The 22298-nt window shown below is 65.7% G+C and carries 22 protein-coding genes; 12 read left to right on the plus strand and 10 right to left on the minus strand.

The genetic code is table 11. From position 1 onward, the window contains the following. Positions 1–50 precede the first annotated feature (50 nt). The 6 genes from ACN0X7_RS07560 (at position 51) to ACN0X7_RS07585 (ending at position 5173) form a co-directional block, all read left to right on the plus strand. Positions 51–2090 carry a thioredoxin domain-containing protein gene (locus ACN0X7_RS07560; protein WP_417515752.1) on the plus strand — a complete coding sequence of 680 codons (2040 nt, stop codon included), beginning with the start codon at positions 51–53 and terminating at the stop codon, positions 2088–2090. An 84-nt stretch (positions 2091–2174) separates the two neighbouring features. Continuing rightward, on the plus strand, positions 2175–2636 hold the full coding sequence (locus ACN0X7_RS07565; protein ID WP_417515754.1) for a methylated-DNA--[protein]-cysteine S-methyltransferase: 462 nt from the start codon (positions 2175–2177) through the stop codon (positions 2634–2636). A 160-nt stretch (positions 2637–2796) separates the two neighbouring features. Next, entirely contained in the window at positions 2797–3495 is a 699-nt protein-coding gene (locus ACN0X7_RS07570) for a dienelactone hydrolase family protein (protein ID WP_417515756.1), read from the plus strand. Positions 3496–3558: 63 nt separating this feature from the next. Beyond that, on the plus strand, positions 3559–4533 hold the full coding sequence (locus tag ACN0X7_RS07575) for a quinone oxidoreductase family protein (protein ID WP_417515758.1): 975 nt from the start codon (positions 3559–3561) through the stop codon (positions 4531–4533). Between the two features lie 50 nt (positions 4534–4583). Beyond that, positions 4584–4859, plus strand: coding sequence for a type II toxin-antitoxin system ParD family antitoxin (locus tag ACN0X7_RS07580; RefSeq protein ID WP_417515760.1), 276 nt, complete (start codon positions 4584–4586; stop codon positions 4857–4859). A gap of 5 nt (positions 4860–4864) precedes the next feature. Beyond that, positions 4865–5173 (plus strand): type II toxin-antitoxin system RelE/ParE family toxin, encoded by a 309-nt coding sequence (locus tag ACN0X7_RS07585; RefSeq protein WP_417515762.1) that lies wholly within the window; start codon positions 4865–4867, stop codon positions 5171–5173. Here ACN0X7_RS07585 and ACN0X7_RS07590 read toward each other — a convergent pair. Then, entirely contained in the window at positions 5161–5952 is a 792-nt protein-coding gene (locus tag ACN0X7_RS07590; RefSeq protein ID WP_417515764.1) for a hypothetical protein, read from the minus strand. The genes ACN0X7_RS07585 and ACN0X7_RS07590 overlap by 13 nt on opposite strands. Before the next feature lie 70 nt (positions 5953–6022). Between ACN0X7_RS07590 and ACN0X7_RS07595 the strand changes: the two genes are divergently transcribed. The 3 genes from ACN0X7_RS07595 (at position 6023) to ACN0X7_RS07605 (ending at position 11230) form a co-directional block, all read left to right on the plus strand. Further along, positions 6023–7315, plus strand: a complete 1293-nt coding sequence (locus ACN0X7_RS07595) for an acyl-CoA dehydrogenase family protein (RefSeq protein WP_417515766.1) — start codon at positions 6023–6025, stop codon at positions 7313–7315. Then, entirely contained in the window at positions 7312–8331 is a 1020-nt protein-coding gene (locus tag ACN0X7_RS07600) for a ligase-associated DNA damage response exonuclease (protein WP_417515768.1), read from the plus strand. The genes ACN0X7_RS07595 and ACN0X7_RS07600 overlap by 4 nt, the downstream gene beginning before the upstream one ends. A 421-nt stretch (positions 8332–8752) precedes the next feature. Continuing rightward, a complete protein-coding gene (locus tag ACN0X7_RS07605) occupies positions 8753–11230 on the plus strand; it encodes a cation:proton antiporter (protein ID WP_417515770.1) in 2478 nt (825 codons plus the stop codon). A gap of 3 nt (positions 11231–11233) precedes the next feature. On the opposite strand, the gene ACN0X7_RS07610 is transcribed toward ACN0X7_RS07605, so the two are convergent. Together ACN0X7_RS07610 and ACN0X7_RS07615 are read right to left on the minus strand one after the other, a co-directional pair. Further along, positions 11234–11962 carry a cobalt-precorrin-6A reductase gene (locus ACN0X7_RS07610; RefSeq protein WP_417515772.1) on the minus strand — a complete coding sequence of 243 codons (729 nt, stop codon included), beginning with the start codon at positions 11960–11962 and terminating at the stop codon, positions 11234–11236. After that, positions 11959–13023 (minus strand): cobalt-precorrin-5B (C(1))-methyltransferase, encoded by a 1065-nt coding sequence (locus ACN0X7_RS07615; protein ID WP_417515774.1) that lies wholly within the window; start codon positions 13021–13023, stop codon positions 11959–11961. The genes ACN0X7_RS07610 and ACN0X7_RS07615 overlap by 4 nt, the downstream gene beginning before the upstream one ends. Before the next feature lie 112 nt (positions 13024–13135). On the opposite strand from ACN0X7_RS07615, the gene trxA reads away from it, so the two are divergent. After that, complete coding sequence (gene trxA, locus ACN0X7_RS07620; protein ID WP_417515776.1) at positions 13136–14059, plus strand: thioredoxin; 924 nt, start codon at positions 13136–13138, stop codon at positions 14057–14059. 90 nt (positions 14060–14149) lie between these two features. On the opposite strand, the gene ACN0X7_RS07625 is transcribed toward trxA, so the two are convergent. After that, positions 14150–14482, minus strand: coding sequence for a GIY-YIG nuclease family protein (locus tag ACN0X7_RS07625; RefSeq protein WP_417515778.1), 333 nt, complete (start codon positions 14480–14482; stop codon positions 14150–14152). Positions 14483–15083: 601 nt separating this feature from the next. On the opposite strand from ACN0X7_RS07625, the gene ACN0X7_RS07630 reads away from it, so the two are divergent. Both ACN0X7_RS07630 and ACN0X7_RS07635 read left to right on the plus strand, forming a co-directional pair. Further along, on the plus strand, positions 15084–15449 hold the full coding sequence (locus ACN0X7_RS07630) for a DUF6152 family protein (protein WP_417515780.1): 366 nt from the start codon (positions 15084–15086) through the stop codon (positions 15447–15449). 6 nt (positions 15450–15455) lie between these two features. Further along, positions 15456–15926, plus strand: a complete 471-nt coding sequence (locus tag ACN0X7_RS07635; protein WP_417515782.1) for a hypothetical protein — start codon at positions 15456–15458, stop codon at positions 15924–15926. 452 nt (positions 15927–16378) lie between these two features. Here ACN0X7_RS07635 and pheT read toward each other — a convergent pair whose 3' ends face one another. From pheT to ACN0X7_RS07665, 6 genes are all read right to left on the minus strand, one after another. Then, complete coding sequence (gene pheT / locus ACN0X7_RS07640; protein WP_417515784.1) at positions 16379–18787, minus strand: phenylalanine--tRNA ligase subunit beta; 2409 nt, start codon at positions 18785–18787, stop codon at positions 16379–16381. Beyond that, positions 18784–19857 (minus strand): phenylalanine--tRNA ligase subunit alpha, encoded by a 1074-nt coding sequence (pheS, locus tag ACN0X7_RS07645; RefSeq protein WP_417515786.1) that lies wholly within the window; start codon positions 19855–19857, stop codon positions 18784–18786. The genes pheT and pheS overlap by 4 nt, the downstream gene beginning before the upstream one ends. Positions 19858–20066: 209 nt before the next feature. Then, entirely contained in the window at positions 20067–20441 is a 375-nt protein-coding gene (gene rplT / locus ACN0X7_RS07650) for a 50S ribosomal protein L20 (RefSeq protein WP_417515788.1), read from the minus strand. Between the two features lie 17 nt (positions 20442–20458). Next, positions 20459–20659, minus strand: coding sequence for a 50S ribosomal protein L35 (gene rpmI / locus ACN0X7_RS07655; protein WP_417515790.1), 201 nt, complete (start codon positions 20657–20659; stop codon positions 20459–20461). Positions 20660–21720: 1061 nt separating this feature from the next. Then, entirely contained in the window at positions 21721–22104 is a 384-nt protein-coding gene (locus ACN0X7_RS07660) for a gamma-butyrobetaine hydroxylase-like domain-containing protein (RefSeq protein WP_417515792.1), read from the minus strand. Positions 22105–22106: 2 nt separating this feature from the next. Beyond that, positions 22107–22292 carry a Trm112 family protein gene (locus tag ACN0X7_RS07665; protein ID WP_417515794.1) on the minus strand — a complete coding sequence of 62 codons (186 nt, stop codon included), beginning with the start codon at positions 22290–22292 and terminating at the stop codon, positions 22107–22109. Between the last annotated feature and the right edge of the window lie 6 nt (positions 22293–22298).

Consider the following 22298-nt stretch of genomic DNA (forward strand, 5'->3'; position numbering starts at 1 on the left):
ACGTGACCCCATCCTAGCCGCGAACGGCGGTGACTGTCGAAGGCTTGATCATGACCGTGGATCTGAACCGCAACAACCTGTCGGAAAGCACCAGCCCCTACCTGCTGCAGCACGCGGACAATCCGGTGCACTGGCAGATGTGGTCGGCCGAGGTTCTCGCCGCCGCCGAGGCCGCGGAGAAGCCGATCCTGCTGTCGGTGGGCTACGCCGCCTGTCACTGGTGCCATGTGATGGCGCACGAAAGCTTCGAGGACGATGCGACCGCCGAGGTGATGAACGCGCTGTTCGTGAACATCAAGGTCGACCGCGAGGAACGGCCCGACATCGACACGATCTACATGAATGCGCTGCACATGCTGGGCGAACAGGGCGGCTGGCCGCTGACCATGTTCCTGGCCCCCGACGGGCGACCGTTCTGGGGCGGCACCTACTTCCCGCCCACGGCGCGCTACGGGCGGCCCGGATTCACCGAGATCCTGCGGAAGATCCGCAGCGTCTATGACGAGGACCGCGAGACCATCCTGAAGAACGCGGGGACGATCACCGCGAACCTGAAACAGAACGCGCAGCTGAAACAGGCGGACTCCCGGCCCGACATCACGCCGAATGTGCTGGATCAGGTCGGCGACCGGCTGCTGCAGGAGATGGACCCCGAGATGGGCGGCATCGGCAGCGCGCCCAAGTTCCCGCAGGTACCGGTGCTGGAAGTGCTCTGGCGGCGGCATCTGCGCACCGGCGACGTGAATGCCCGGCACGCAGTGCTGAACACGCTGGTCCGGATGAGCCAGGGCGGCATCTACGACCATCTGGGCGGCGGTTTCGCGCGCTATTCGGTCGATGCGGAATGGCTGGTCCCCCACTTCGAGAAGATGCTGTACGACAATTCCGCGCTGATGATGCTGATGAGTCAGGTGTGGCGCCGGGAACGGCTGCCGATCCTGGAACAGCGCGTGGCCGAGACCGTCGCCTGGCTGCAGCGCGAGATGATCGCCGAGAACGGCGCGTTCGCCTCGACCCTGGATGCGGATTCCGAGGGCGTGGAGGGCAAGTTCTACGTCTGGTCGAAGGCCGAGGTCGAGGAGGTGCTGGGCGAGGACGCCGCGCTGTTCTGCGCCCATTACGACATCACCGACGACGGCAATTTCGAAGGCGCGAACATCCCCAACCGCCGCCTCTACCCGGACCTGATGGATATCGAGGTCGAGACGCAGCTGGCTGTTTCACGTGAAAAACTGCTCACCCGCCGGGCGGACCGCATCCGGCCCGGCTGGGACGACAAGGTGCTGGCCGACTGGAACGGCATGATGATCGCCGCCATGACCGAGGCGGGCCTGACCTTCGGACGGCCGGACTGGATCGCGACGGCCCGCACCGCCTTTGACGCCGTGGTGCGCGACCTGTCGGGTGACGGCGACCGCCTGTTCCACGCCTGGCGGCGCGGCAGCGCGCAGAACACCGGCATGCTGGACGATTACGCCGGCATGATGCGTGGCGCGCTGGCGCTGTATGAGGCGACCGGCGAGACGGGGTTCGTCGACCGGGCCGAACGCTGGTTCGCGGTGGTCGAGCGGCATTTTGCCGATCCGGCATCCGGTGCATGGTACTTCACCGCCGACGACGCCGAAGCCCTGATCGTGCGCACCCTGACCCTGGCCGACAATGCCACGCCGAACGGCAATGGCGTCATGATCGACAATCTCAGCCGGCTCTGGCGGATCACGGGCAAGACCGATTACCGGGCCCGCATCGATGCCGCGGTGGGCGCCATCGCCGACCAGCTCACGCGCAACTTCTTCCCGCTGGCCAGCGCCCTGAACGCGATCGCCTATGACATGGCCGCGCTGGACATCGTGATCATCGGCGCCTCCGGTGCCGACGATACCGAAGCGCTGATCGCCGCCACCCGCGAGGCCGGCCCGGACCGCCTGCTGATCCGTGTCGCGCCCGGCGAGACGCTGCCCGAGGGTCACCCCGCGGCGGGTCGGTCGATGCAGGACAGCAAGGCCACCGCCTACCTCTGCCGCGAGATGGTCTGCGGCCTGCCGGTGACCGATCCGGCGCAACTGGCCGAGGATCTGCGCACCGGGTGAGCCGCCGGCCCCGGCCTGTCCGGGGGTTGGCGTTCGCGTTCTGCCGCGCTGGCCGACCGGATCGTATTCTGCTAATGTTCCTTCATGGAACAGGCGATCATCGACAGCCCGCTGGGGCGCATCCGGATCGAGGCCGAGGACGGAGCCATCACCCGGCTGCGCTGGACGAAGCACGACGGCACCATCACGCCGCCCGCCCCCGGCAGCCTGCTGGCCAGGGCCGCCGACCAGCTTGCCGAATATTTTGCCGGAAAGCGCGACACCTTCGACCTGCCGGTCAGCCCGTCCGGCACCACATTCCAGCGCGCGGTCTGGGATGCGATGGTCGCGATCCCGAAAGGCGGGTACCGCACCTACGGCGATGTCGCGGGCGAACTGGGAGCGTCAGCCCGCTCGGTCGGCACGGCCTGCGGCGCCAATCCGATCCCGGTGATCATCCCCTGCCACCGCATTCTGGCCGCGGGCGGCAGGCTGGGCGGATTCTCGGCGGAGGGCGGCGTCGAGGACAAGGTCTGGCTGCTGCGGCACGAAGGTGCCCTGCTTTAGCGCGAGGCCCTTGTCGGCGGACTCCGACCTCCCTAACATCCCGCAGCATCAGACGTTAACGAAGTGTTTCACGTGAAACATTGAAGAGCGCCAGTTCGACAGGCCCGGGATGGCCAGCCATGCCGTCCTGTGCCGGCGCGTATGTGGGGAGGACGATCAGATGGGTCAGAACATCAACATCAAGGCGAAGGACGGCGGCACGTTCGGCGGGTATCTGGCGACACCGGCGTCGGGCAGCGGACCGGGCGTGGTCGTCATCCAGGAGATCTTCGGCGTCAATCAGGTGATGCGCGACATCACCGACTGGCTGGCCGGCGAGGGGTTCGTGGCGCTCTGCCCCGACCTGTTCTGGCGGATCGAGCCGGGCATCCAGCTGACCGACAAGACCGAGCAGGAATGGGCGCGTGCGTTCGAACTGTTCCAGACCTTCGACCCCGACAAGGGGATCGAGGACATCCAGGCGGCCATCGACACGCTGCGCGGGCACGACGCCTGCACGGGCAAGGTCGGCGCGACCGGCTACTGCCTGGGCGGCCTGCTGGCCTATCTCAGCGCGACCCGCACCGACGTCGATGCCGCGGTCGGCTATTACGGCGTGGGGATCGAGGGCAAGCTGGACGAGGCGAAGAACATCTCGAAGCCGCTGATCCTGCACATCGCCAGGGAAGACGGCTTCTGCAACGCCGAGGCGCAGGCCGCGATCCACGCCGGTCTGGACGGCAACGATCACGTCACCATTCACGACTACGAGGGCCAGGATCACGCCTTCGCCCGCGTCGGCGGCGAGCATTACGATGCCGAGGCGGCGGCGACGGCGAACCAGCGCACGCTGGATCTGTTCAGCAGCGCGCTGAAGTAGCCTCAGACACCACGGCGCCCCGGCCAACGGGCCGGGATTCCTTCATCCGAAGAGGAGAAACCCATGGTCAAGGTCATCCGCGTCCACAAGCCCGGCGGCCCCGAAGCGATGGTGCTGGAGGAGGTCGAGGTCGGCGAGCCCGGCCCCGGCGAGGCCCGCATCCGGCATACGGTCATCGGCCTGAATTACATCGATGTCTATCACCGCTCGGGCCTCTATCCCCTGCCCGCGCCCTATGGCGTCGGCATGGAAGGCGCGGCGATTGTCGAGGCCGTCGGTGACGGCGTGACCAACGTCGCGGTCGGCGATCGCGTGGCCTATGCCGACCCGCCCCCCGGTGCCTATTGCGAGGCGCGGCTGTTCAAGGCATCGCGGCTGGTGAAGGTGCCCGACAGCGTGGACGACGAATCCGCCGCCGCCATGATGCTGAAGGGCATGACGGTCGAATATCTGGTGCACCGCACGTTCGAGGTGCAGGCAGGCATGACCGTGCTGTTCCACGCGGCGGCCGGCGGCGTCGGCCTGATTGCGGGCCAGTGGCTGAAGGCGCTGGGCGTGCGGGCCATCGGCACCGCGGGCGGGCCGGAGAAATGCGCCTTGGCGAAGGCGCACGGGTTCGCCGAGGTCATCGATTATGACAATGAGGACTTCGAGGCGCGCCTGAAGGAGATGACCGACGGCAAGGGCGTGCCGGTGGTCTATGATTCGGTCGGTGCGGCGACCTGGGAGAAGTCGCTGAACTGCCTGCAGCCGCGCGGCATGTATGTGAATTTCGGCAATGCCTCGGGCCCCGTCCCCGCCTTCGATCCGGGCAAGCTTGCCGCGGGCGGCAGCCTCTACATGACCCGCCCGTCGCTGATGGCCTACAACGCGAGCGACGATGAACTGGCCCTGTCCGCCGGCCGCCTGATGGACATGGTCGGCTCGGGCAAGGTGAAGATCGAGGTCAACCAGCGGTATGCGCTCGCGGACGCGGTGCAGGCCCACACCGACCTGGAAGCGCGGAAAACGACGGGGAGTACGGTGCTGTTGCCGTAGGTGGCGCGGCGCGGTACGATTTTTTGGTACCGCAATCTGGAGGTCGCAAGGTGGTTGAAAAGCTCAGCATCTCACTTCCCGACGAGATCGCAGAGGAAGTGCGGGCCTGTGTCGAATCCGGTCGCTACGCCTCGTCGAGTGAGGTCATCCGGACCGCAATGCGAAGCTGGCTGCGCGAAGAGGAGGAACACGCCCTCCGCATCGAAGCGATACGCAGCCGGCTGCAACAGGCCATCGATGATCCCCGCCCCCGTCTCAGTGCAGAGGAAATCCTCGAACACTTTGCACGGCGTGCCGGCGAAGATGTCGCCGCTGCCGCCAGGTAACGGACGTGCGGGTGGAGTTTGCGCCCTCGGCACGAAACGATCTGGATGAGATATTTGAATATGTCCGTGACGCCAGTGGTGATGCGAATGTTGCCGAGAGCTATGTCGCCAGAATCGTCCGGCGCTGCCTGACAATTGGCGATGCGCCCTACACAGGAGTCGACCGCAGCGACCTTGTTTCCGGCGTACGCATGACGACATTCGAGCGCCATGTGGCCATCTTCTATCGGGTAGATGACGATCGGGTCGACATCATCGGCATATTCTCCAGAGGTCGTGACTACGAAGCGATAATGAAGGATCAGCGCGGTTGAGACAGTTTTTCCACAACATAGGAGTAAAATTCATTCACACGCACGAACTTGATCATATTGAACGCCGAGATACCTTCGGAAACGATACCTGCGAGCATGGGAACAACAAACTTTCCGTCCTCTTGCCAAACGAAAGCAGGTCCTCCACTCATTCCGCCGACGTCGTACCCGGGTTTCAATGAAGGTCCTGCCGCCCACTGAACAAGAAACTCATGCTCCACGTTCAAGGAAAAATCCAACTCTCCGACCGACTTTACCAGTGAACTAACGGAGTAAATTCCATGCTCGACGTGCAACGTTCCGGTCACAATGACACTACGACGCTCAAGTCCAGGAAACCCCGCATAATCAAGACGTTGACCTTCGAAAATTCTGCCTTCGGATATCCGATCAGGGCGAACTGCTGTCTTTGATGAGCGACTGAGTATCTCACCCCAGTTCTGAAACATCAGAAGACAAATATCGCCTCCGTCGGGCGCCCGAATACAAAGCTCCCGATCAAGGTCGATTTTCGTATCTGCTGCCAGTATCTGAAAACTGGGATGCTCTGTTTTGAGACGCTCTAAGCCATCAAGTACATGCCGTGCTGTGAGAAAACCCACACGGTTGGGAACTTCAACCGGCACCATGGTTCCATTGGCTATATAGTTCGGTCTCGACTGATCAAACGCGACAAAGCCAATCGGCACCATGCGGTCAGCAACGAAATCAGCGATCGTTCTTGATCCGCCGTTCCTAATGAAGTGCAGTTGCTCAGGAGTTGGTTGATCGCCCGTCATTTTATTGTCACCTCCAAGGGGTCGCAGTTCTGCGGACCACAACTCAATAGTCCGGTGAAGGAAAACACACATGGCCTGGGATTTCGAAACGGACGCCGCGTTTCAGACGGCGCTGGACTGGATGGACGATTTCGTGGCGCGCGAGGTCGAGCCGCTGGATCATGTGCTGGGATCGCCCTATGATATCCACAATCCGAAGAATGTGGCGCTGGTCCGCCCGCTGCAGGCGCAGGTCCGGGAGCGCGGGCTGTGGGCCTGTCACCTGGGGCCGGAGCTGGGCGGGCCGGGGTACGGGCAGGTGAAGCTGGCCCTGATGAACGAGATCCTGGGCCGCACGCGCTTCGGGCCGGTCGTGTTCGGCTGTCAGGCCCCCGACACCGGCAATTCGGAGATCCTCGCCCACTTCGGCACGCCCGCGCAGAAGGAGCGATTCCTGAAGCCGCTGCTGGCCAACGAGATCGTCTCCTGCTTTTCCATGACCGAGCCGCAGGGCGGCGCGGACCCTGGCGTGTTCACCTGCCGCGCCGAACCGGACGGCGACGACTGGGTGATCAACGGCGAGAAGTGGTTCTCGTCGAACGCGCGCTGGGCCAGTTTCCTGATCGTCATGTGCGTCACCGATCCGGAGCAGCCGACGGTCAGCCGCATGTCCATGTTCATCGTGCCGACCGATACGCCCGGCGTCGAGATCGTCCGCAACACGGGCTTCGCGACCGAGAAGGAAGGCAGCCACGCCTATATCCGCTACACCGACGTCCGCGTACCGAAGGACCACATGCTGGGTGGGCGCGGCGAAGCCTTCAAGGTCGCGCAGGTCCGGCTCGGCGGCGGGCGCATCCATCACGCCATGCGGACGCTGGGGCGGGTGAAGATGCTGTTCGACATGATGTGCGAACGCGCCGTCAGCCGCACCACCAAGGGCGAGAAGCTGGCCGACAAGCAGATGGTGCAGGAGAAGATCGCCGACGCCTGGATCCAGATGGAACAGTTCCGCCTGTTCGTGCTGCGCACCGCGTGGCGGATCGACCGCTATCAGGATTACATGAAGGTGCGCAAGGACATCGCCGCCGTGAAGGCGGAGATGCCGAAGGTGCTGCACGACATCGCCTCGAAGGCGCTCTATCTGCACGGTTCCATCGGCATCTCGTCCGAGATGCCCTTCGCCGACCAGGTGCTGCAGAGCTTCCACATGGGGCTCGCCGACGGCCCGTCGGAGGTGCACAAGGTCACCGTCGCGCGGCAGCTGCTGCGCGAGGTCGAGCCGACCGACGACCTGTTCCCCGATTATCACCTGCCCCGGCTGAAGGCAGAGGCCGAAGAGAAGTTCGCCGAAGCCCTCGCCCACATCGACGATCTGGTTTGAGCGCCACCGCGACATCGCCTGCGCCCTGGCTGGAGAACCGGCCCGAGGGCCTGTACTGCCGTCCCGGCGGCTTCTTCATCGACCCGCACCGACCGGTCGACAAGGCGGTGCTGACGCACGGTCATGCCGATCACACGCGGCCCGGCAATCACACGATCCTGGCGACGCCCGAAACGGTCGCGATCGCCGAGTCACGTTACGAGGGACGGGCCTGGGACAAGGTCCAGACCCTGAAGTATGGCCAGTCTCTGACGGTCGGTGACGTTTCGGTACGGCTGGTGCCCGCCGGGCATATTCTGGGTAGTGCTCAGGTGGTGATGGACTGGCGCGGGCAACGCATCATCGTCTCCGGCGACTACAAGCGCAGGCCCGATCCGACCTGCCCGCCGTTTGAAGTCATACCCTGTGACATCTTCATCACCGAAGCCACCTTCGGCCTGCCCGTGTTCCGCCACCCGCCCGACCAGGACGAGGTGGCGAAGCTGCTGGATTCCATGACGGCCTTTCCCGAAAGGACCCATCTGCTGGGGGTTTACGCGCTGGGCAAGTGCCAACGGCTGATCCGGCTGCTGCGCGCCGCGGGCTTCGATGACACGATCTATCTGCACGGCGCGCTGCAGAAGCTCTGCAGCCTGTACGAGCGCTTCGGTGTCGATCTCGGCCCTACCGCGCCCGTGGCCGGGCTGCCGCCCTCCTCGCTGGTCGGCAAGCTGGTCATGTGCCCGCCCTCGGCGCTGGCCGACCGCTGGTCGCGCCGGTTCAGCGATCCGGTGACCGCCGTTGCGTCGGGCTGGATGCGGGTCCGGGCGCGGGCGCGCCAGCGGGGCGCGGAACTACCGTTGATCATCTCCGATCATGCCGACTGGGACGAACTGACGGCCACCATCCGCGACGTCCAGGCGGAAGAGATCTGGGTGACCCACGGACGCGAGGATGCGCTGGTCCATTACGCGCGGTCCATCGGCCTGAAGGCGCAGGCGCTGCACATGATCGGGCGCGAGGACGAGGACGACTAGGGCGGAAACAGTCTGAATGGAACCATTCAGACTGTTTTCAAGAATGGTAACTATCTGTGCGAGTTGCGTTATTTCGATTTCATGGTGATTCCATGAAAACGAAAAACGCTCTAGAACCGTCCCGTCTTTCACTGAATCGCCGACGCTCGGATTGTCACCCCCGGTTTATCCGGAGGCCTTCCTGAATACCTGATACGTGCGGCGTTCGCTGAACCGCCCATTGCCCCCGCACGGAGGCGGGGGTGACACCCTGTGTTTGACCGTTTCAGTCAAATGCCGGACCGTCCCAGGCCAGCACGGGGCCGGACGTACGTATGACCGGGGCACGCCACCGCGCAAGGTCATGGCGTCCGGACCGGCCTTCTGCCTATAATTCGCGCACGACATCATACGTCGGCATCGGTTTCAGGGGGAATACACGATGCACGAGGGGATCTGGACGACCATTCTCGGGCTGTTCGGGCTGATGACCATTGCGGTGCTCATCCTGCCTTTGGCCAGACGCTACAAGTTTCCGTACACGGTGCTGCTGGCGGTGCTCGGCATCGTGCTGGGGCTGCTGATCGATGCGACCCGGGGCGCGCATCTGGGGCCGGTCAGCGACCTGTTCCACAGTTTCGAGAGTTTCAACCTGACGTCGGAGATCATCATCTTCGTGTTCCTGCCGGCGCTGGTGTTCGAAAGCAGCCTGTCGATCGACGTGCGCAAGCTGATGGCCGATATCCGGCCTATCCTGTTCCTGGCGGTCGTCGGCCTGTTGATCTCGGCCTTCATGGTCGGCGGCGCGGTCTACGCCGTCAGTGGCATGGGTTTCGTGGTCTGCCTGCTGCTGGGAGCGATCCTGTCGGCCACGGATCCGGTGGCCGTGGTGGCGATCTTCAAGGACCTCGGCGCGCCCAAGCGGCTGGCGATCCTGGTCGAGGGCGAGAGCCTGTTCAACGACGCCACCGCCATCGTGCTGTTCAACATTCTGGTGGCCATGCTGCTGGGCGCCGCGGACGCGGACCTGTTCGGCGGCGCGCTGAACTTCATCAAGGTCTTCTTCGGCGGTATCGTGGTCGGCTTCCTGATGGCGCGGCTGTTCGCCTGGATCATCGGGCATGTCGGCGGCATCGCGCTGGTCGAGGTGACCCTGACCATCTCGCTGGCCTATCTGTCGTTCCTGATCGCCGAGCACTACCTGCATGTCTCCGGTGTGATGGCGACGGTCACCGCGGCGCTCGTGATGGGCTCGATCGGGCGGACCAGTATGTCCGGCGGCGGCTGGCACCTGCTGTCGGAAACCTGGGAGAACCTGGGCTTCTGGGCGAACTCGCTGATCTTCGTGCTGGTCGGTATGGCCGTCCCCGAGATCATGACGCACTTCTCCCGCGACATGGTACTGACGCTGGTCGTGCTGCTGGTGACCGCCTTCGTCGCGCGCGGCGTGCTGACCCATGCCGTGCTGCCGGCCCTGTCGAAGGCGCATATGGCCGCCGACGTCAGCCTGGGGTTCCGGACGGTGATGTGGTGGGGCGGCCTGCGCGGTGCGGTCTCGCTGGCGCTGGCGCTGGCCGTGTTCGAGAACGACGCCTTCCCCGAGGATGTGCGCAACTTCGTGGCGGCGCTGGTCTGCGCCTTCGTGCTGTTCACCCTGTTCATCAATGCCACCACTGTCGGCACGGTGATGAAGGCGTTCGGTCTGGACAGGCTGTCTCCGGCGGACCTGGCCCTGCGCAACAGGACCATCGCCCGCGCGCTGGATGATATCGGCGCGCAGGTACATCGGGTGGCGGCGGAACGGCGGATACCGGAATCGGTGGCCGACACCGTGGCCCGGCACTACCGCGAACGGGTCGAGCAGATCCGCGCCGAGGAACGCGACGGCGCGGACCTGAGCGAGCAGGACTGGCTGAAGATCGGCCTGATGGCCACCATCGGCCAGGAACGTCAGGGCTATTTCCAGCAGTATTCCGGCGGCTATGTCCACAGCGGCATCGCGCGCGAGCTGGTTGCCATGACGGACGAACTGATGGATGCGACCAAGGCGAGAGGCGTCGAGGGCTATCGCGACGTCTGCAACTACATCCTGGGCTTCAACTGGCGCTTCCGCCTGTCGATGCGGCTACAGCGCCGCCTCGGCATAGCCGGACCCATGAGCAAGCGGCTGGCCAACCGCATGGAACGGCTGCGGACCTGTCAGGCGGTGCTGACCGGCGTGCGCCGGAGCGGTGTCGACGACATTCGCGCGCTGGTCGGCGATGCCGCCGCCGATGCGCTCTGCCAGATGCTGGATGAGCGGCTGGAGCGCACCATGTCGGCGCTGTCGGCCCTGCGCGCGCAGTATCCGGACTATGCGGCGGAACTGCAGCAGCGCTATCTGCATCAGGTCGCCCTGCGCCGGGAGCGTGCCGACTACAACCGCCTGCACGACGAGGCGATCATCGGCGCCGAGATCTACGCCAACCTGCAGAACGAACTGGAGGAACGCGAAGCCGCCATGGGCCGCCGCCCGGATCTGGACCTCGGCCTCGACCCGGAGGCGATGGTCTCCCGGGTGCCGATCTTTGCCGATCTCAGCGCGGCGCGCATCGGTGCCATCGCGCGCCTGCTGAAATCGCAGCTGGCGATTCCGGGCGAGACCATCTGCGCCAAGGGCGAAGCCGGCAATTCCATGTACTTCGTGTCGTCGGGCGCCATCGCCGTGCATGTCGAACCGGACCCGGTGATGCTGGGGTCGGGCGATTTCTTTGGCGAACTGGCCCTGCTGACCGGTGCGCCGCGCACGGTGGATGTGGTGGCGGAAACCTTCAGCGACCTGCTGATCCTCGAAAAGCGCGACTTCGACAAGCTGCTGGACGAACATGCCGACCTGAAGGCGACCATCGAGAGGGTGGCCGAAGAGCGCCTGAAGAAATGAGCCCTACCGGGGATCGCGCCGGGCGATGCACCAGGCGACCGCCCCCTCCGGCGTTTCGACGATGGTGCCATCGGGCGGGTCCGGCTGCCGGACCATGATCACCGGCACGCCCAATCGCCGCGCGGCCTCGATCTTGGTATGACCTGCCGGTCCGCCCGCGTTGCGACAGACCAGATGGCTGATCGCTTCCGACCGCAGCAGGGCCGCCTCCCGATCGACCGGTCCCGGCCCGCCGATGATGAAGTGCGCGCCCGGCAGCGCGGCATCGTCCGGCGGCTGTTCCAGGCTCCGGACGAACAGCGTCGCATGGTGCCCCCTGAAATCGCCCAGATGCCGCTGGCCCAGTGCCAGCAACGCCCGCGCATCACCGGGCAGGGCCCGTGCCGCTTCCGCGAGCGATGCGACTTCCGTCCAGCGATCGTCGGCCTGCCGCGGCCAGCCCGGCCGGATGACATGGCAGACCGGGATCGATTGGGCCGCGGCGTGCCGTTTCATCTGCGCGGCGAACGGATGGGTCGCATCCACCAGCAGATCGATCCGCTCCGCCGCGATGAACCGGCGCAGGCCCTCGGGGCCGCCGAAACCGCCTGACCGGACGGGCACGCCCAGATCAGCCGGCCGCGTCGTCGCGCCCGCCAGCGAGGCGAGGACCTCGAAGCCGGCATCGTCGCGCAGCGCGGCGGCGATCGCCCGCGCCTCGCCGGTGCCGGCCAGCAGCAGCACGCGCGTCATCCGGCTTCGGCCACGATGCTGCCCTGCCGGTCGGTGATCATCAGGCTGACGGCGGTGCCGGTCCCGGCCAGCATCTCCGCCGCGCGCGCCTGTCCCAACCGGGCGATCCGCCCGGCCAGATCGATGTCGTTCTGGCGCGCGATCTCCAGCGCATGCTTGGCGGTGTGTGCGTCCCCCAGCAGATCGGGAGCGCCCGACAGGACGGCGAGGGCGGCCATGTCGATCTGGCTGCGTCCCGAATGCAGGTCGTTGGCCCCCTGCGCGAACTTGGTCAGCTTGGCGAAACCGCCGGCGATGGTCAGGCGGGGTACGGGATGGGACCGCAGGTACTTCAGGGTGCCGCCGATGAAGTCGCCCATGTCCAGGACATGCGTTTCCGGCAGGCCATACTTCAGCCGTACCGCAGCTTCGGAGGTCGATCCGGTGGCGGCGGCGACATGGTCGAACCCGTTGGCCACCGCGACATCGACGCCACGGTGAATCGAGGCGATCCAGGCCGAACAGGAGAAAGGCTTCACGATTCCGGTGGTGCCCAGGATCGACAGGCCGCCGACGATCCCCAGCCGGCCGTTCCAGGTGCGTTCGGCCAGTTTCTCGCCACCGGGCACGGACAGGGTGATCTCCACATCGCCCGCCACGCCATGATCGGTGGCCACCTGAAAGATCATGGCCCGCATCATGTCGCGCGGGACCGGGTTGATCGCCGGTTCGCCGGGGGGGATCGGCAGGCCCGGCTTCGTCACCGTCCCGACCCCTGCGCCCGCGCGGAAGCGGACGCCCGCGCCTTCGGGCAGCCGCCGGACCGTGGCGACGATGAGGGCCTGATGGGTCACGTCCGGATCGTCGCCGGCGTCCTTCACCACACCGGCCGACACGGATTCCCCGTCGCGTCCGCGGTCCGTGATCGCGAAGACCGGCGTCTGGCCGCGCGGCAGGGTGATCTGCACGCTCCCGGGCAGGGTGCCTGTCAGCAGTGCCGTGAACGCCGCCTTCGCCGCCGCGGTCGCACAGGCGCCGGTCGTCCATCCGCTGCGCAATGGCGCTGGCTGATCGCCGTTCATGATCCCGTTCCGCGCTCCCTGTCCCGGCCGGTGTGGCACCCTGCGGATTGCCCTTGCCGCCCTGACGTTCTACATGGTCTCCATCACCAGTCTACCCGGGGAGACGATACGCATGGAAACCATCATCGGCGGAGAACCGACAGGCGCGCCCGCGGGCGGCGATCTGATCAAGGACAGCGACATGCAGGGCTTCATGGCCGATGTCGTCGAGGCGTCGAAAGAGGTCCCCGTGCTCGTGGACTTCTGGGCCCCCTGGTGCGGCCCCTGCAAGCAGCTGACACCCATCCTGGAAAAGGTCGTCACCCAGGCCGAGGGCAAGGTGAAGCTGGTCAAGGTCAACATCGACGAAAACCATCAGATCGCGCAGCAGATGCGCATCCAGTCGATCCCCGCCGTCTTCGCCTTCAAGAACGGCCAGCCGGTGGACGGCTTCATGGGCGCGCTGCCCGAAAGCCAGGTGCGTGAGTTCATCGATCGCGTGGCCGGGGGCATCGGCCCCAGCCCCGCCGAGCAGCTCACGGAAGCCGCACAGGCCGCCGTCGAGGCCGGCGATCACGCGCAGGCAGCGCAGGCCTGGGCCGCGCTGCTGGAACAGGAACCGGAGAGCCCGGCGGGTTTCGGCGGGCTGGCCCGCGCCTACATCGAACTGGGCGAACTGGACGCCGCCGGACAGGTGCTGGATCAGGCCCCGCAGGCGGTCGCGAACCATCCGGAAGTGACCGGCGCGCGCGCGGCACTCGATCTCGCACAGAACGCCGCCGATCCCGGTGCCTCGGAAGAGGTGACGAAGCTGCAGGCCGATCTGGATGCCGATCCAGACAATTCACAGATCCGCTTCGATCTCGCCAACGCCATGCTGGCCGTGGACATGCGCGAGGAAGCCGCCGACCACCTGCTGCATATCGTCGAACACGACCGCGAATGGGACGACGATGGCGCGCGCAAGAAGCTGCTGCAGCTTTTCGAGGCGTGGGGCCCGAAGGACCCGCTGACCCGCCCGACCCGCCGCAAGCTCTCCACCATGCTGCTGAGCTGACCGCCCAGGCGCCCCCGCATCCCGCTGCGCGCCCGGCGGGGGTGACGGTTTGTGGGGCGGAGAAGCCGGTGTAGACGGCTGTCAGCCCTGTTATCCGGCGCGCGGAATCAGCGGGCAGGTCTCGATCGGGGCACCGCCGAGCGATCCGCTCAGGTCGCGCCAGTCCGGATTGACGGCTCCGATGGCGTTGAACTTGTAGTCGCGGTTCCATCGTTTCACACGCTTCTCGCGGCGAAGGGCATCACGGATGTTCTCGTGGGTCTCGTACCAGACCAGATATTGCAGGCCGTGCTGCCTGGTGTAACTGTCGGCGGTGCCTGCACGATGTTGCGCGCATCTTCGGATCAGATCGCTGGTGACGCCGCAGTAGAACCTGCCCGATTTCCGGTCGGTCATCAGATACACGAAATAGGTCTTCGGCATTCGTGAAGTCTATCGCGGCGTTGGCCTCGCACAAGATGTGGCCGCGACAGTCGGCGACAACGGTGCTGCCAGACAAACGACTGTCACCCCCGGCTTGTCCGGGGACGGATGCCCGAAGTCGCTCCGAAAGCGCAGGATGTTCGCCCCGGCCCCCGCATTGCGCTGCGCTTCAGCGGGGGTGACGGTTTGTGGGGCGGAGAAGCCGGGGCAGAGGATTTTCATCCCCGTGCAAACGACGGTCACTCCCGGCTTGTCCGGGGGGGCGGATGCGTGAGTTGCTCTGAAAGCGCAGGATGTCCGCCCCGGCCCCCGCATTGCGCTGCGCTCCAGCGGGGGTGACAGCTTGAGATGATGGTGAGGCGATGCAAAGACGTCACCCCCGGCCTGCCGAGGGTCGCCGCCACAGTGTGATCCCGGACGGCGTACCGGCATGCTAGGGCGGAAACAGTCTGAATGGAACCATTCAGACTGTTTTCAAGGATGGCAACTACCTGTGCGAGTTGCGTTATTTCGTTTTCATGGTGATTCCATGAAAACGAAAAACGCTCTAGACTGGGGCGTGTCACACGATGCGTACCCGTCTGCTTTCCGGAGGACCGAGATGAAGAACCTGATCGCCGCCATCACCGTTACCGCCGCGCTGCTCGCCGCCGGGGCGGCGCTGGCGCACCATGGATGGGCCTGGACCACAGGCGGCAACATCGAGCTGACCGGCGTCATCACCAAGGCCGAACTGGGCAACCCGCACGGCGTGCTGACCGTGGATGCCGACGGCGACATCTGGACCGCCGAGGTGGGCCAGCCCTGGCGCAACGACAGGGCCGGCCTGAAAGACGGCGACCTGGTCCCCGGCGTCGAGGTCCGGCTGATCGGTGAACCGTCCGAGGACATCGCCGACCGGCTGATCAAGGTGGAGCGCCTCTATCTGGGCGAGCAACTGTATGAACTCTACCCCGAGCGCGACTGAACCGGCGTGATCGAGCCGCTGCTGGCGGGACTGGAGACCACCGCAGCGGCGCAGTGGCTGCGCGGCGCGCGCTGGGGCTACGCCGCCGTGAACGGCACCCACGTCCTGGGGGTGGCGATGCTGGTCGGCGCGATCCTGCCGCTGGACCTGCGGCTGCTGGGGTGCTGGCGCGGCGTGGACCGGCAGGCGCTCGTCCGGGTGCTGGTGCCCGTCGCGGCAGCCGGACTGGCGCTGGCCGCGACGGCGGGCCTCTGCCTCTTCGCCATCCGCGCACGCGAATATGCCGGACTGGACATCTTCCGCGTCAAGCTGGCCCTGATCGCGACCGGCGCGAGCGCGGCCATCCTGCTGCACGCGCGGGCGGGATGGCTGTTGCGGGACGCCCGTCCGGCGACCCTGCGCCTGCACGCGGTGCTCTCGCTCACCTGCTGGCTCGGCGCGCTGGCCTGTGGCCGCCTGATCGCCTTCGTGACGTAGGTGTCATCAAGCCTCCCCCACTTCTCGTGGGTTGCCTGCAAACCGCGCTTCGAAGGGGGAGGTGGCCGCACAGCGGTCGGAGGGGGGTTGATGGCTCGGAGACAAATGTCGAACCCCTCGCGCAATCGGTCCGCTGACAACCCCCACCCTGACCCTCCCCCTTCAAAGGGGGAGGGAGAAGCATTTCGGTATTTGATCGCTGCATCGACCCTCGGCCATAGCGTCATGCCCGCCTCCCGCACAAGGCGGGGGTGACCCGTTGTGGTGGGGTGGTCGGTGCCGAACTCAATGGGTCATGCCCGGCTTGCCCGGGCATCCGGTCCAGCTCGGACTCGCAGGACAGACACCGGGGTTCGCCCTCAGGCGAGACCTCGACGATGCGGTACATGCAAACATCTGCCGCTTGTCCGCCACCCGCCGATACCGCACCAGCCCACGCAGGGCGGTTTCCGCTACCCCCGCAGTTCGCCGCCCGTGGTCTTCTGGACGTTGGCGACGATCTTCGCGGCGACCGCGTCGATCTCCTCGTCGGTCAGGGTCTTGTCCATCGGCTGCATGCGCACGGTGATGGCGACCGATTTCCGGCCCGCGCCGATGCGGTCGCCTTCGTAGATGTCGAAGACCTCCACACCCTCGATCAGGGTCTTGTCGGCCCCTTGCGCGGCGCGAATCATGTCGGCCACCGGCACGTCGCTGTTCACGACGAACGCGAAGTCGCGGTTCACCGCCGGAAAATCGGACACGACCAGCGGCGGGCGGGTTGCCTTCTTTGCTGCTTTGGGCAGCGGCACGCGGTCCATGAAGACCTCGAAGCCGACCAGCGGCCCCTTCACGTCCATCGCGTCCAGCACCGCCGGATGAATCTCGCCGAAATGGGCCAGGATCAGCTTCGAGCCCAGCCGGATCGTGCCCGACCGGCCCGGGTGATACCAGTCCGGTGCCTCGGCCACGACCTGCGGCTTCGACGGATCGACCCCCACACAGGCCAGCGCGGCCAGCGCATCGGCCTTGGCGTCGAAACAGTCCACGGCGCGCGGCGCAGCCGACCAGTGCCGGTTGCCCGTCTGGCCCCGCCGGATTCCGGCCGCCACCGCATCCTGCCCCGTCGCGGTGCTGTCGCGGTACTGCGGTCCGGCCTCGAACAGGGCCACGTTCGGGATGCCCCGGTCGGCGTTGCGCCCGGCGGCCGCGATCAGGTTCGGCAGGTTCGACGGGCGCATGCAGTCCAAATCTGACGAGATCGGATTCGACAGCATCATCTCGTCCGACCCGCCGCCGAACAGCTCGGCATGCGCGCGCGGCAGGAACGACCAGGTCACGGCCTCGTACATGCCCCGGCCCGCCAGCACGCGGCGGATCGTGCGCACGTTGCGCTGCGCCGCCGTCAGCCCGGGCTTCGCCACCTCGGACAGGCGCGGCAGCTGCGCCGTTTCGATCCTGTCATAGCCGTTGATGCGGACGATGTCCTCGACCAGGTCGGCCTCGCCGTCGACGTCGATGCGCCATGACGGCACCATCGCGCTGATGGCCTCGCCGCTGCCCGACACCCGATAGCCGAGATCGGTCAGAATGCGTTTCTGTTCGGCTTCGGCCACCTCGACACCGCCCAGCGCCTTCGTGCGTGACGCGCGCAGGGTGACAGTCTTCGTCAGGTCGGGGATTTCGCCGGCCTTGACGATCGTGCTCGCCGCGCCGCCGCAGAGTTCGGTGACCAGACGTGCGGCCACCCTGATGCCCCAGGCGACGCTTTCCGGATCGACACCCCGTTCGAAGCGGTAGCGCGCGTCGGACTCGATGGCGAAGCGGCGGCCCGTATGCGCGGTGCGGATCGGGTCGAACCAGGCGCTTTCGATGAAGACATTGCTGGTCCCGGCAGTCGCACCGTTGGACAGGCCGCCCATCACGCCGCCCAGGCTGTGCGCGCCGCCATCGTCGGCGATGACGCATTCGGCGCCGGTCATCTCGTAGATGCCGCCGACCACGCCCTCGACCTTCTCGCCCTTGCGGGACAGGCGCACCTGAATGTCGCCCTGCACCTTGTCCGCATCGAAGACATGCAGCGGACGGCCCAGATCGTAGGTGACGAAATTGGTGATATCGACCAGGGTCGAGATCGGACGCAGGCCGATGGCCATCAGCCGTTCCTGCAGCCACTTCGGGCTGGGACCGTTCTTGACCCCGCGCACATAGACGCCGTGGAACACCGGGCAGGCGTCCGCCGTCGCCGGGTCCTCGTAGGTGAAGCGCACATCGATGGGCGATTCGAACGTCCCTTCCGGGCCGGTGAGATCGGGCTGCTTCAGCGTGCCGAGTCCCGCCGCCGCCAGATCGCGTGCGATGCCGTACACGCCCAGGCATTCCTGGCGGTTCGGCGTGATCGCCACCTCGATCATCGGATCGTCCAGACCCATGTAGGGCGCGAAGGGCCGGCCCAGCGGCGCGTCTTCCGGCAGGTCGATGATGCCGTCATGTTCGTCCGACAGGCCCATCTCGCGCTCCGACACCAGCATGCCGTTGGATTCGACGCCGCGGATCTTCGACGGCTTCAGCAGCAGCCCCGTGCCCGGCACGGTCAGGCCCGAGCGCGCGAAGACGCCCTTCATGCCGGTGCGGGCGTTGGGTGCGCCGCAGACGACCTGCACGGTGTCGCTGCCCGTATCCACGGTGCAGACGCGCAGCCGGTCGGCGTCGGGGTGCTGCACGGCCTCGACCACGTGACAGATGGTGAAGTCCTTCAGCTCGGCGGCGCGGTCGACCACGCCCTCGACTTCCAGACCGACGGCGGTCAGTTTCTCCACCACCTGATCCAGGGTCGCGTCGGTGTCCAGATGCTCCTTCAGCCAGCTCAGGGTGAATTTCATCGGCTCAGTCCCCCGCCCAGCGCAGGCACATCGAAGGGCATGAAGCCGTAGTGCTTCAGCCAGCGCAGATCGGCCTCGAAGAAGGCGCGCAGATCGGGGATGCCGTATTTCAGCATGGCGATGCGGTCGATGCCCATGCCCCAGGCAAAGCCCTGCCATTCGTCCGGATCCAGCCCGCAGGCGCGCAGCACGTTCGGGTGCACCATGCCGCAGCCCAGAATCTCCAGCCAGTCGTCGCCCTCGCCGATGCGGATCTGCCCCTTGTCGAAGGAACAGCCGATGTCGACCTCGGCGCTCGGTTCCGTGAACGGGAAGAAGCTGGGCCGGAAGCGCATGCGCACCTCATCGACCTCGAAGAAGGCACGGCAGAATTCCTCCAGCACGCCTTTCAGGTGGCCCATGTGCACGTCGCGGTCGATCACCAGACCCTCGATCTGGTGGAACATCGGCGTGTGGGTCATGTCGCTGTCGGAGCGGTAGGTCCGGCCCGGCACCACGATGCGGTGCGGCGGCGGGTTGTTCTCCATCCAGCGGATCTGCACCGACGAGGTATGGGTGCGCAGCAACTGCCGTTCGCCGTCGTCACCGGGCTGGAAGAAGAACGTGTCGTGCATGTCCCGCGCCGGGTGGCTGGGCGGGAAGTTCAGCGCGGTGAAATTGTGGAAATCGTCCTCGATGTCTGGGCCTTCGGCGACCGCGAAGCCCAGATCGGCGAAGATCTCGGTGATCTCGTCCATCACCTGGCTGACGGGGTGGATGCGGCCCGTCTCCTCCGGTCGAACCGGCAGGGTGACATCGACCGATTCCGAAGCCAGCCGGGCTTCCAGCTCGGCCCGTTTCAGATCCGCGCGCCGCGCCTCGATGGCGTCGGTCAGGCGGCCCTTCATCTGGTTCAGCTGCGGGGCGACCGTCTGGCGCTCTTCCGGGTCCATCTTGCCCAGACCGCGCATCAGCTCGGTCAGGCGGCCCTTCTTGCCCAGTACGGTCACGCGCGCGGCCTCCAGCGCCGCCATGTCGGCAGCGCTCTCGACCAGACCGGTCAGTTCGGTCTCAAGTTCCTGGATGTTCATGTTCAAACGCTTTCGCTCTCCGGGCGGTCGACGCTGCAGGTCATTCGCCGGCTTTCCAGACTGTCACCCCGGTCTGGTGCCGGGGTCCGGTGCGGCGTCGCCGCCACGTCATAGAATCGACCGGATGCCGGGACAAGCCCGGCATGACAGTTTGAAAAAGCGCGTGTCCCGATGGTCGTCCGCTCTGTTGCGAAGCGTCAGCCAGCCCCTCAGGCGTCGGCGTATTTCGCTTCGCGGGCGTCCTTGGCCGCATCGACCAGAACCTTGAAGCCGTCAGGATCGCGTACCGCGATGTCGGCCAGCACCTTGCGGTCAACTTCGATACCGGCGTGCCGCAGGCCGTCGATAAAGACCGCGTAGGTCGTGCCGTGCTCGCGGACGGCGGCGTTGATGCGCTGGATCCACAGGGCGCGGAAATTCCGCTTCTTCACCTTGCGGTCGCGATAGGCGTACTGCAGCCCCTTCTCGACGCGCTGGCGCGCGATGGACAGGACGTTGCTCTGGCGACCGCGGTATCCCTTGGCCTTTTCCAGAATTTCCTTGCGACGGGCGCGGCTGACAACGCCGCGTTTCACTCGTGCCATATCTCAAATCTCCCCGGTCAGCCGTTCGGCAGGAATTTCTTGCGCACGACCTTCGCATCGGATTCCGACATGATGGTCGTGCCGCGCTGATCGCGAAGCTGCTTGTTCGTGCGTTTGATCATGCCGTGCTGCTTGCCGGCCTGACCGCGTTTCACCTTGCCAGAGGCGGTGAGGCTGAAACGCTTCTTCGCCCCACTCTTTGTCTTCATCTTGGGCATTTGCTTCCTCGTTTCTTCAAAAGGGTGCGGGGCGCGCGATGGCCCCAAGCTGAACAACCGCCTCGGCATGCCCTGCCGGACGGTCGGAATGCGGGCTTATAGCGGGCCGCGCAGGCGGGTTCAAGCATTGCCGTCGGCTGCGACGATTCCGTTTGACCGGAAAGCGGCATTCCTGTAGTTTCCGTAGGGTCAACTTGAGACAGCGGAGGCTACAAAAATGATTCCGCCCGAGCAGACCCTGTAACAGGGAAAAACCTGATCACAGATATCCGGCAACGACCGGAAAACACGGAAGAATGCGGCGACAGATCACCATGATCGGACCGCATCCGAATACCGGGCCATGACCCGGAACCCGGCAACCCCGGGACGCGCCGATCAGGCCGGAAGGCCCTGCACGAGACCCGCCACGACGCCGGATGGACCGAACCCTCAAAGCGCCTCTCCTCCGACGTCCGGGCCTTCCGACCGGCACATGCGGCGATGAAACAGACAAATGTGCGAAGGAAACCCCGCCGGCCACCCCGGCGGGGTTTTCGTGTGGCGATATCTCCATGAACCACCGCGCGCGGCGGGATCCCCGGTCGGGCCGGGGACGGGCTTGATCAAAGTTTACCCCGCACCCCGATGCGGGGCTGCCCGGTGCAGTGTTTCAACCTGTTAGAACCGTGGCAGGTTTCTTCATCCGCTGGGTTCCGGGATCGGGCCTGTCCCCGCCCTGTGCGGGGATCCCGGAACGCGGGAGAGTGTGTGGCGAGGTCTGAATAAAACCACGACGCGCAGCGAGATCCGGGGTCAGGCCGGGGATTCCGGAACAGGGGAGAGTGTGCGGAGACGTTCATGTCAAACCGCCACGCGCAGCGGGATCCCCGGTCAGGCCGGGGACAGGCTTGATAAAAGTTTACCCCGCACCCCGATGCGGGGCTGCCCAGTGCAGCGTTTCAACCTGATAGAACCGTGACAGGTTTCGCCATCCTCTGGGTTCCGGGATCAAGTCCCGGAACAGGGAGGCGTTTTTGAATACGTCCCTGCCAGACCATCACGCGCAGCGGCCCGAGTCGTCAGGTGCCGCGGCTGAGGCCCATGCTGTCCAGGGTCTCGCAGTAGGTCTCCCAGATCTCCTCATAGCGGTCGCCGTGATCGTAGAGGTAGCTCCAGGAATAGATGCCGGTGTTGTGGCCATCGTCGAACTTCAGCCGGATCGCATAGTTGCCGACGGGCTCGATCTCGGTGATGGCGACGTTGATCTTGCCGGGCACCCACTGGCGCTGCGACGGGCCGTGGCCCATGACCTCGGCGGAAGGGCTTTCGACACGCAGGAACTCGTGGCTGAAGCTGAAACTGCGTCCGTCCTCGAAATCGATCTCCAGCGTCCGTTCGGCCTGCTTCAGGCGAATCTCGCTGGGCTGCGGGCGGCCCGCTTCCTCGTAGGGGTCAAAGGACATGATCAGGCGTCCGCATCGTCCAGCTTGCGCGCCTCGTCGATCAGCATGATCGGAATCCCGTCGCGAATCGGGTAGGCCAGCCCGGCCTGCTTGCTGATCAGTTCCTGGGCTTCGCGGTCATATTCCAGCGGCCCCTTGGTCAGCGGGCAGACCAGAATCTCCAGCAGTTTCGCATCAAGCTTTTGCATGGCGTG

The sequence above is a fragment of the Minwuia sp. genome, from assembly GCF_048263705.1.
Classification (GTDB): Bacteria; Pseudomonadota; Alphaproteobacteria; order Minwuiales; family Minwuiaceae; genus Minwuia.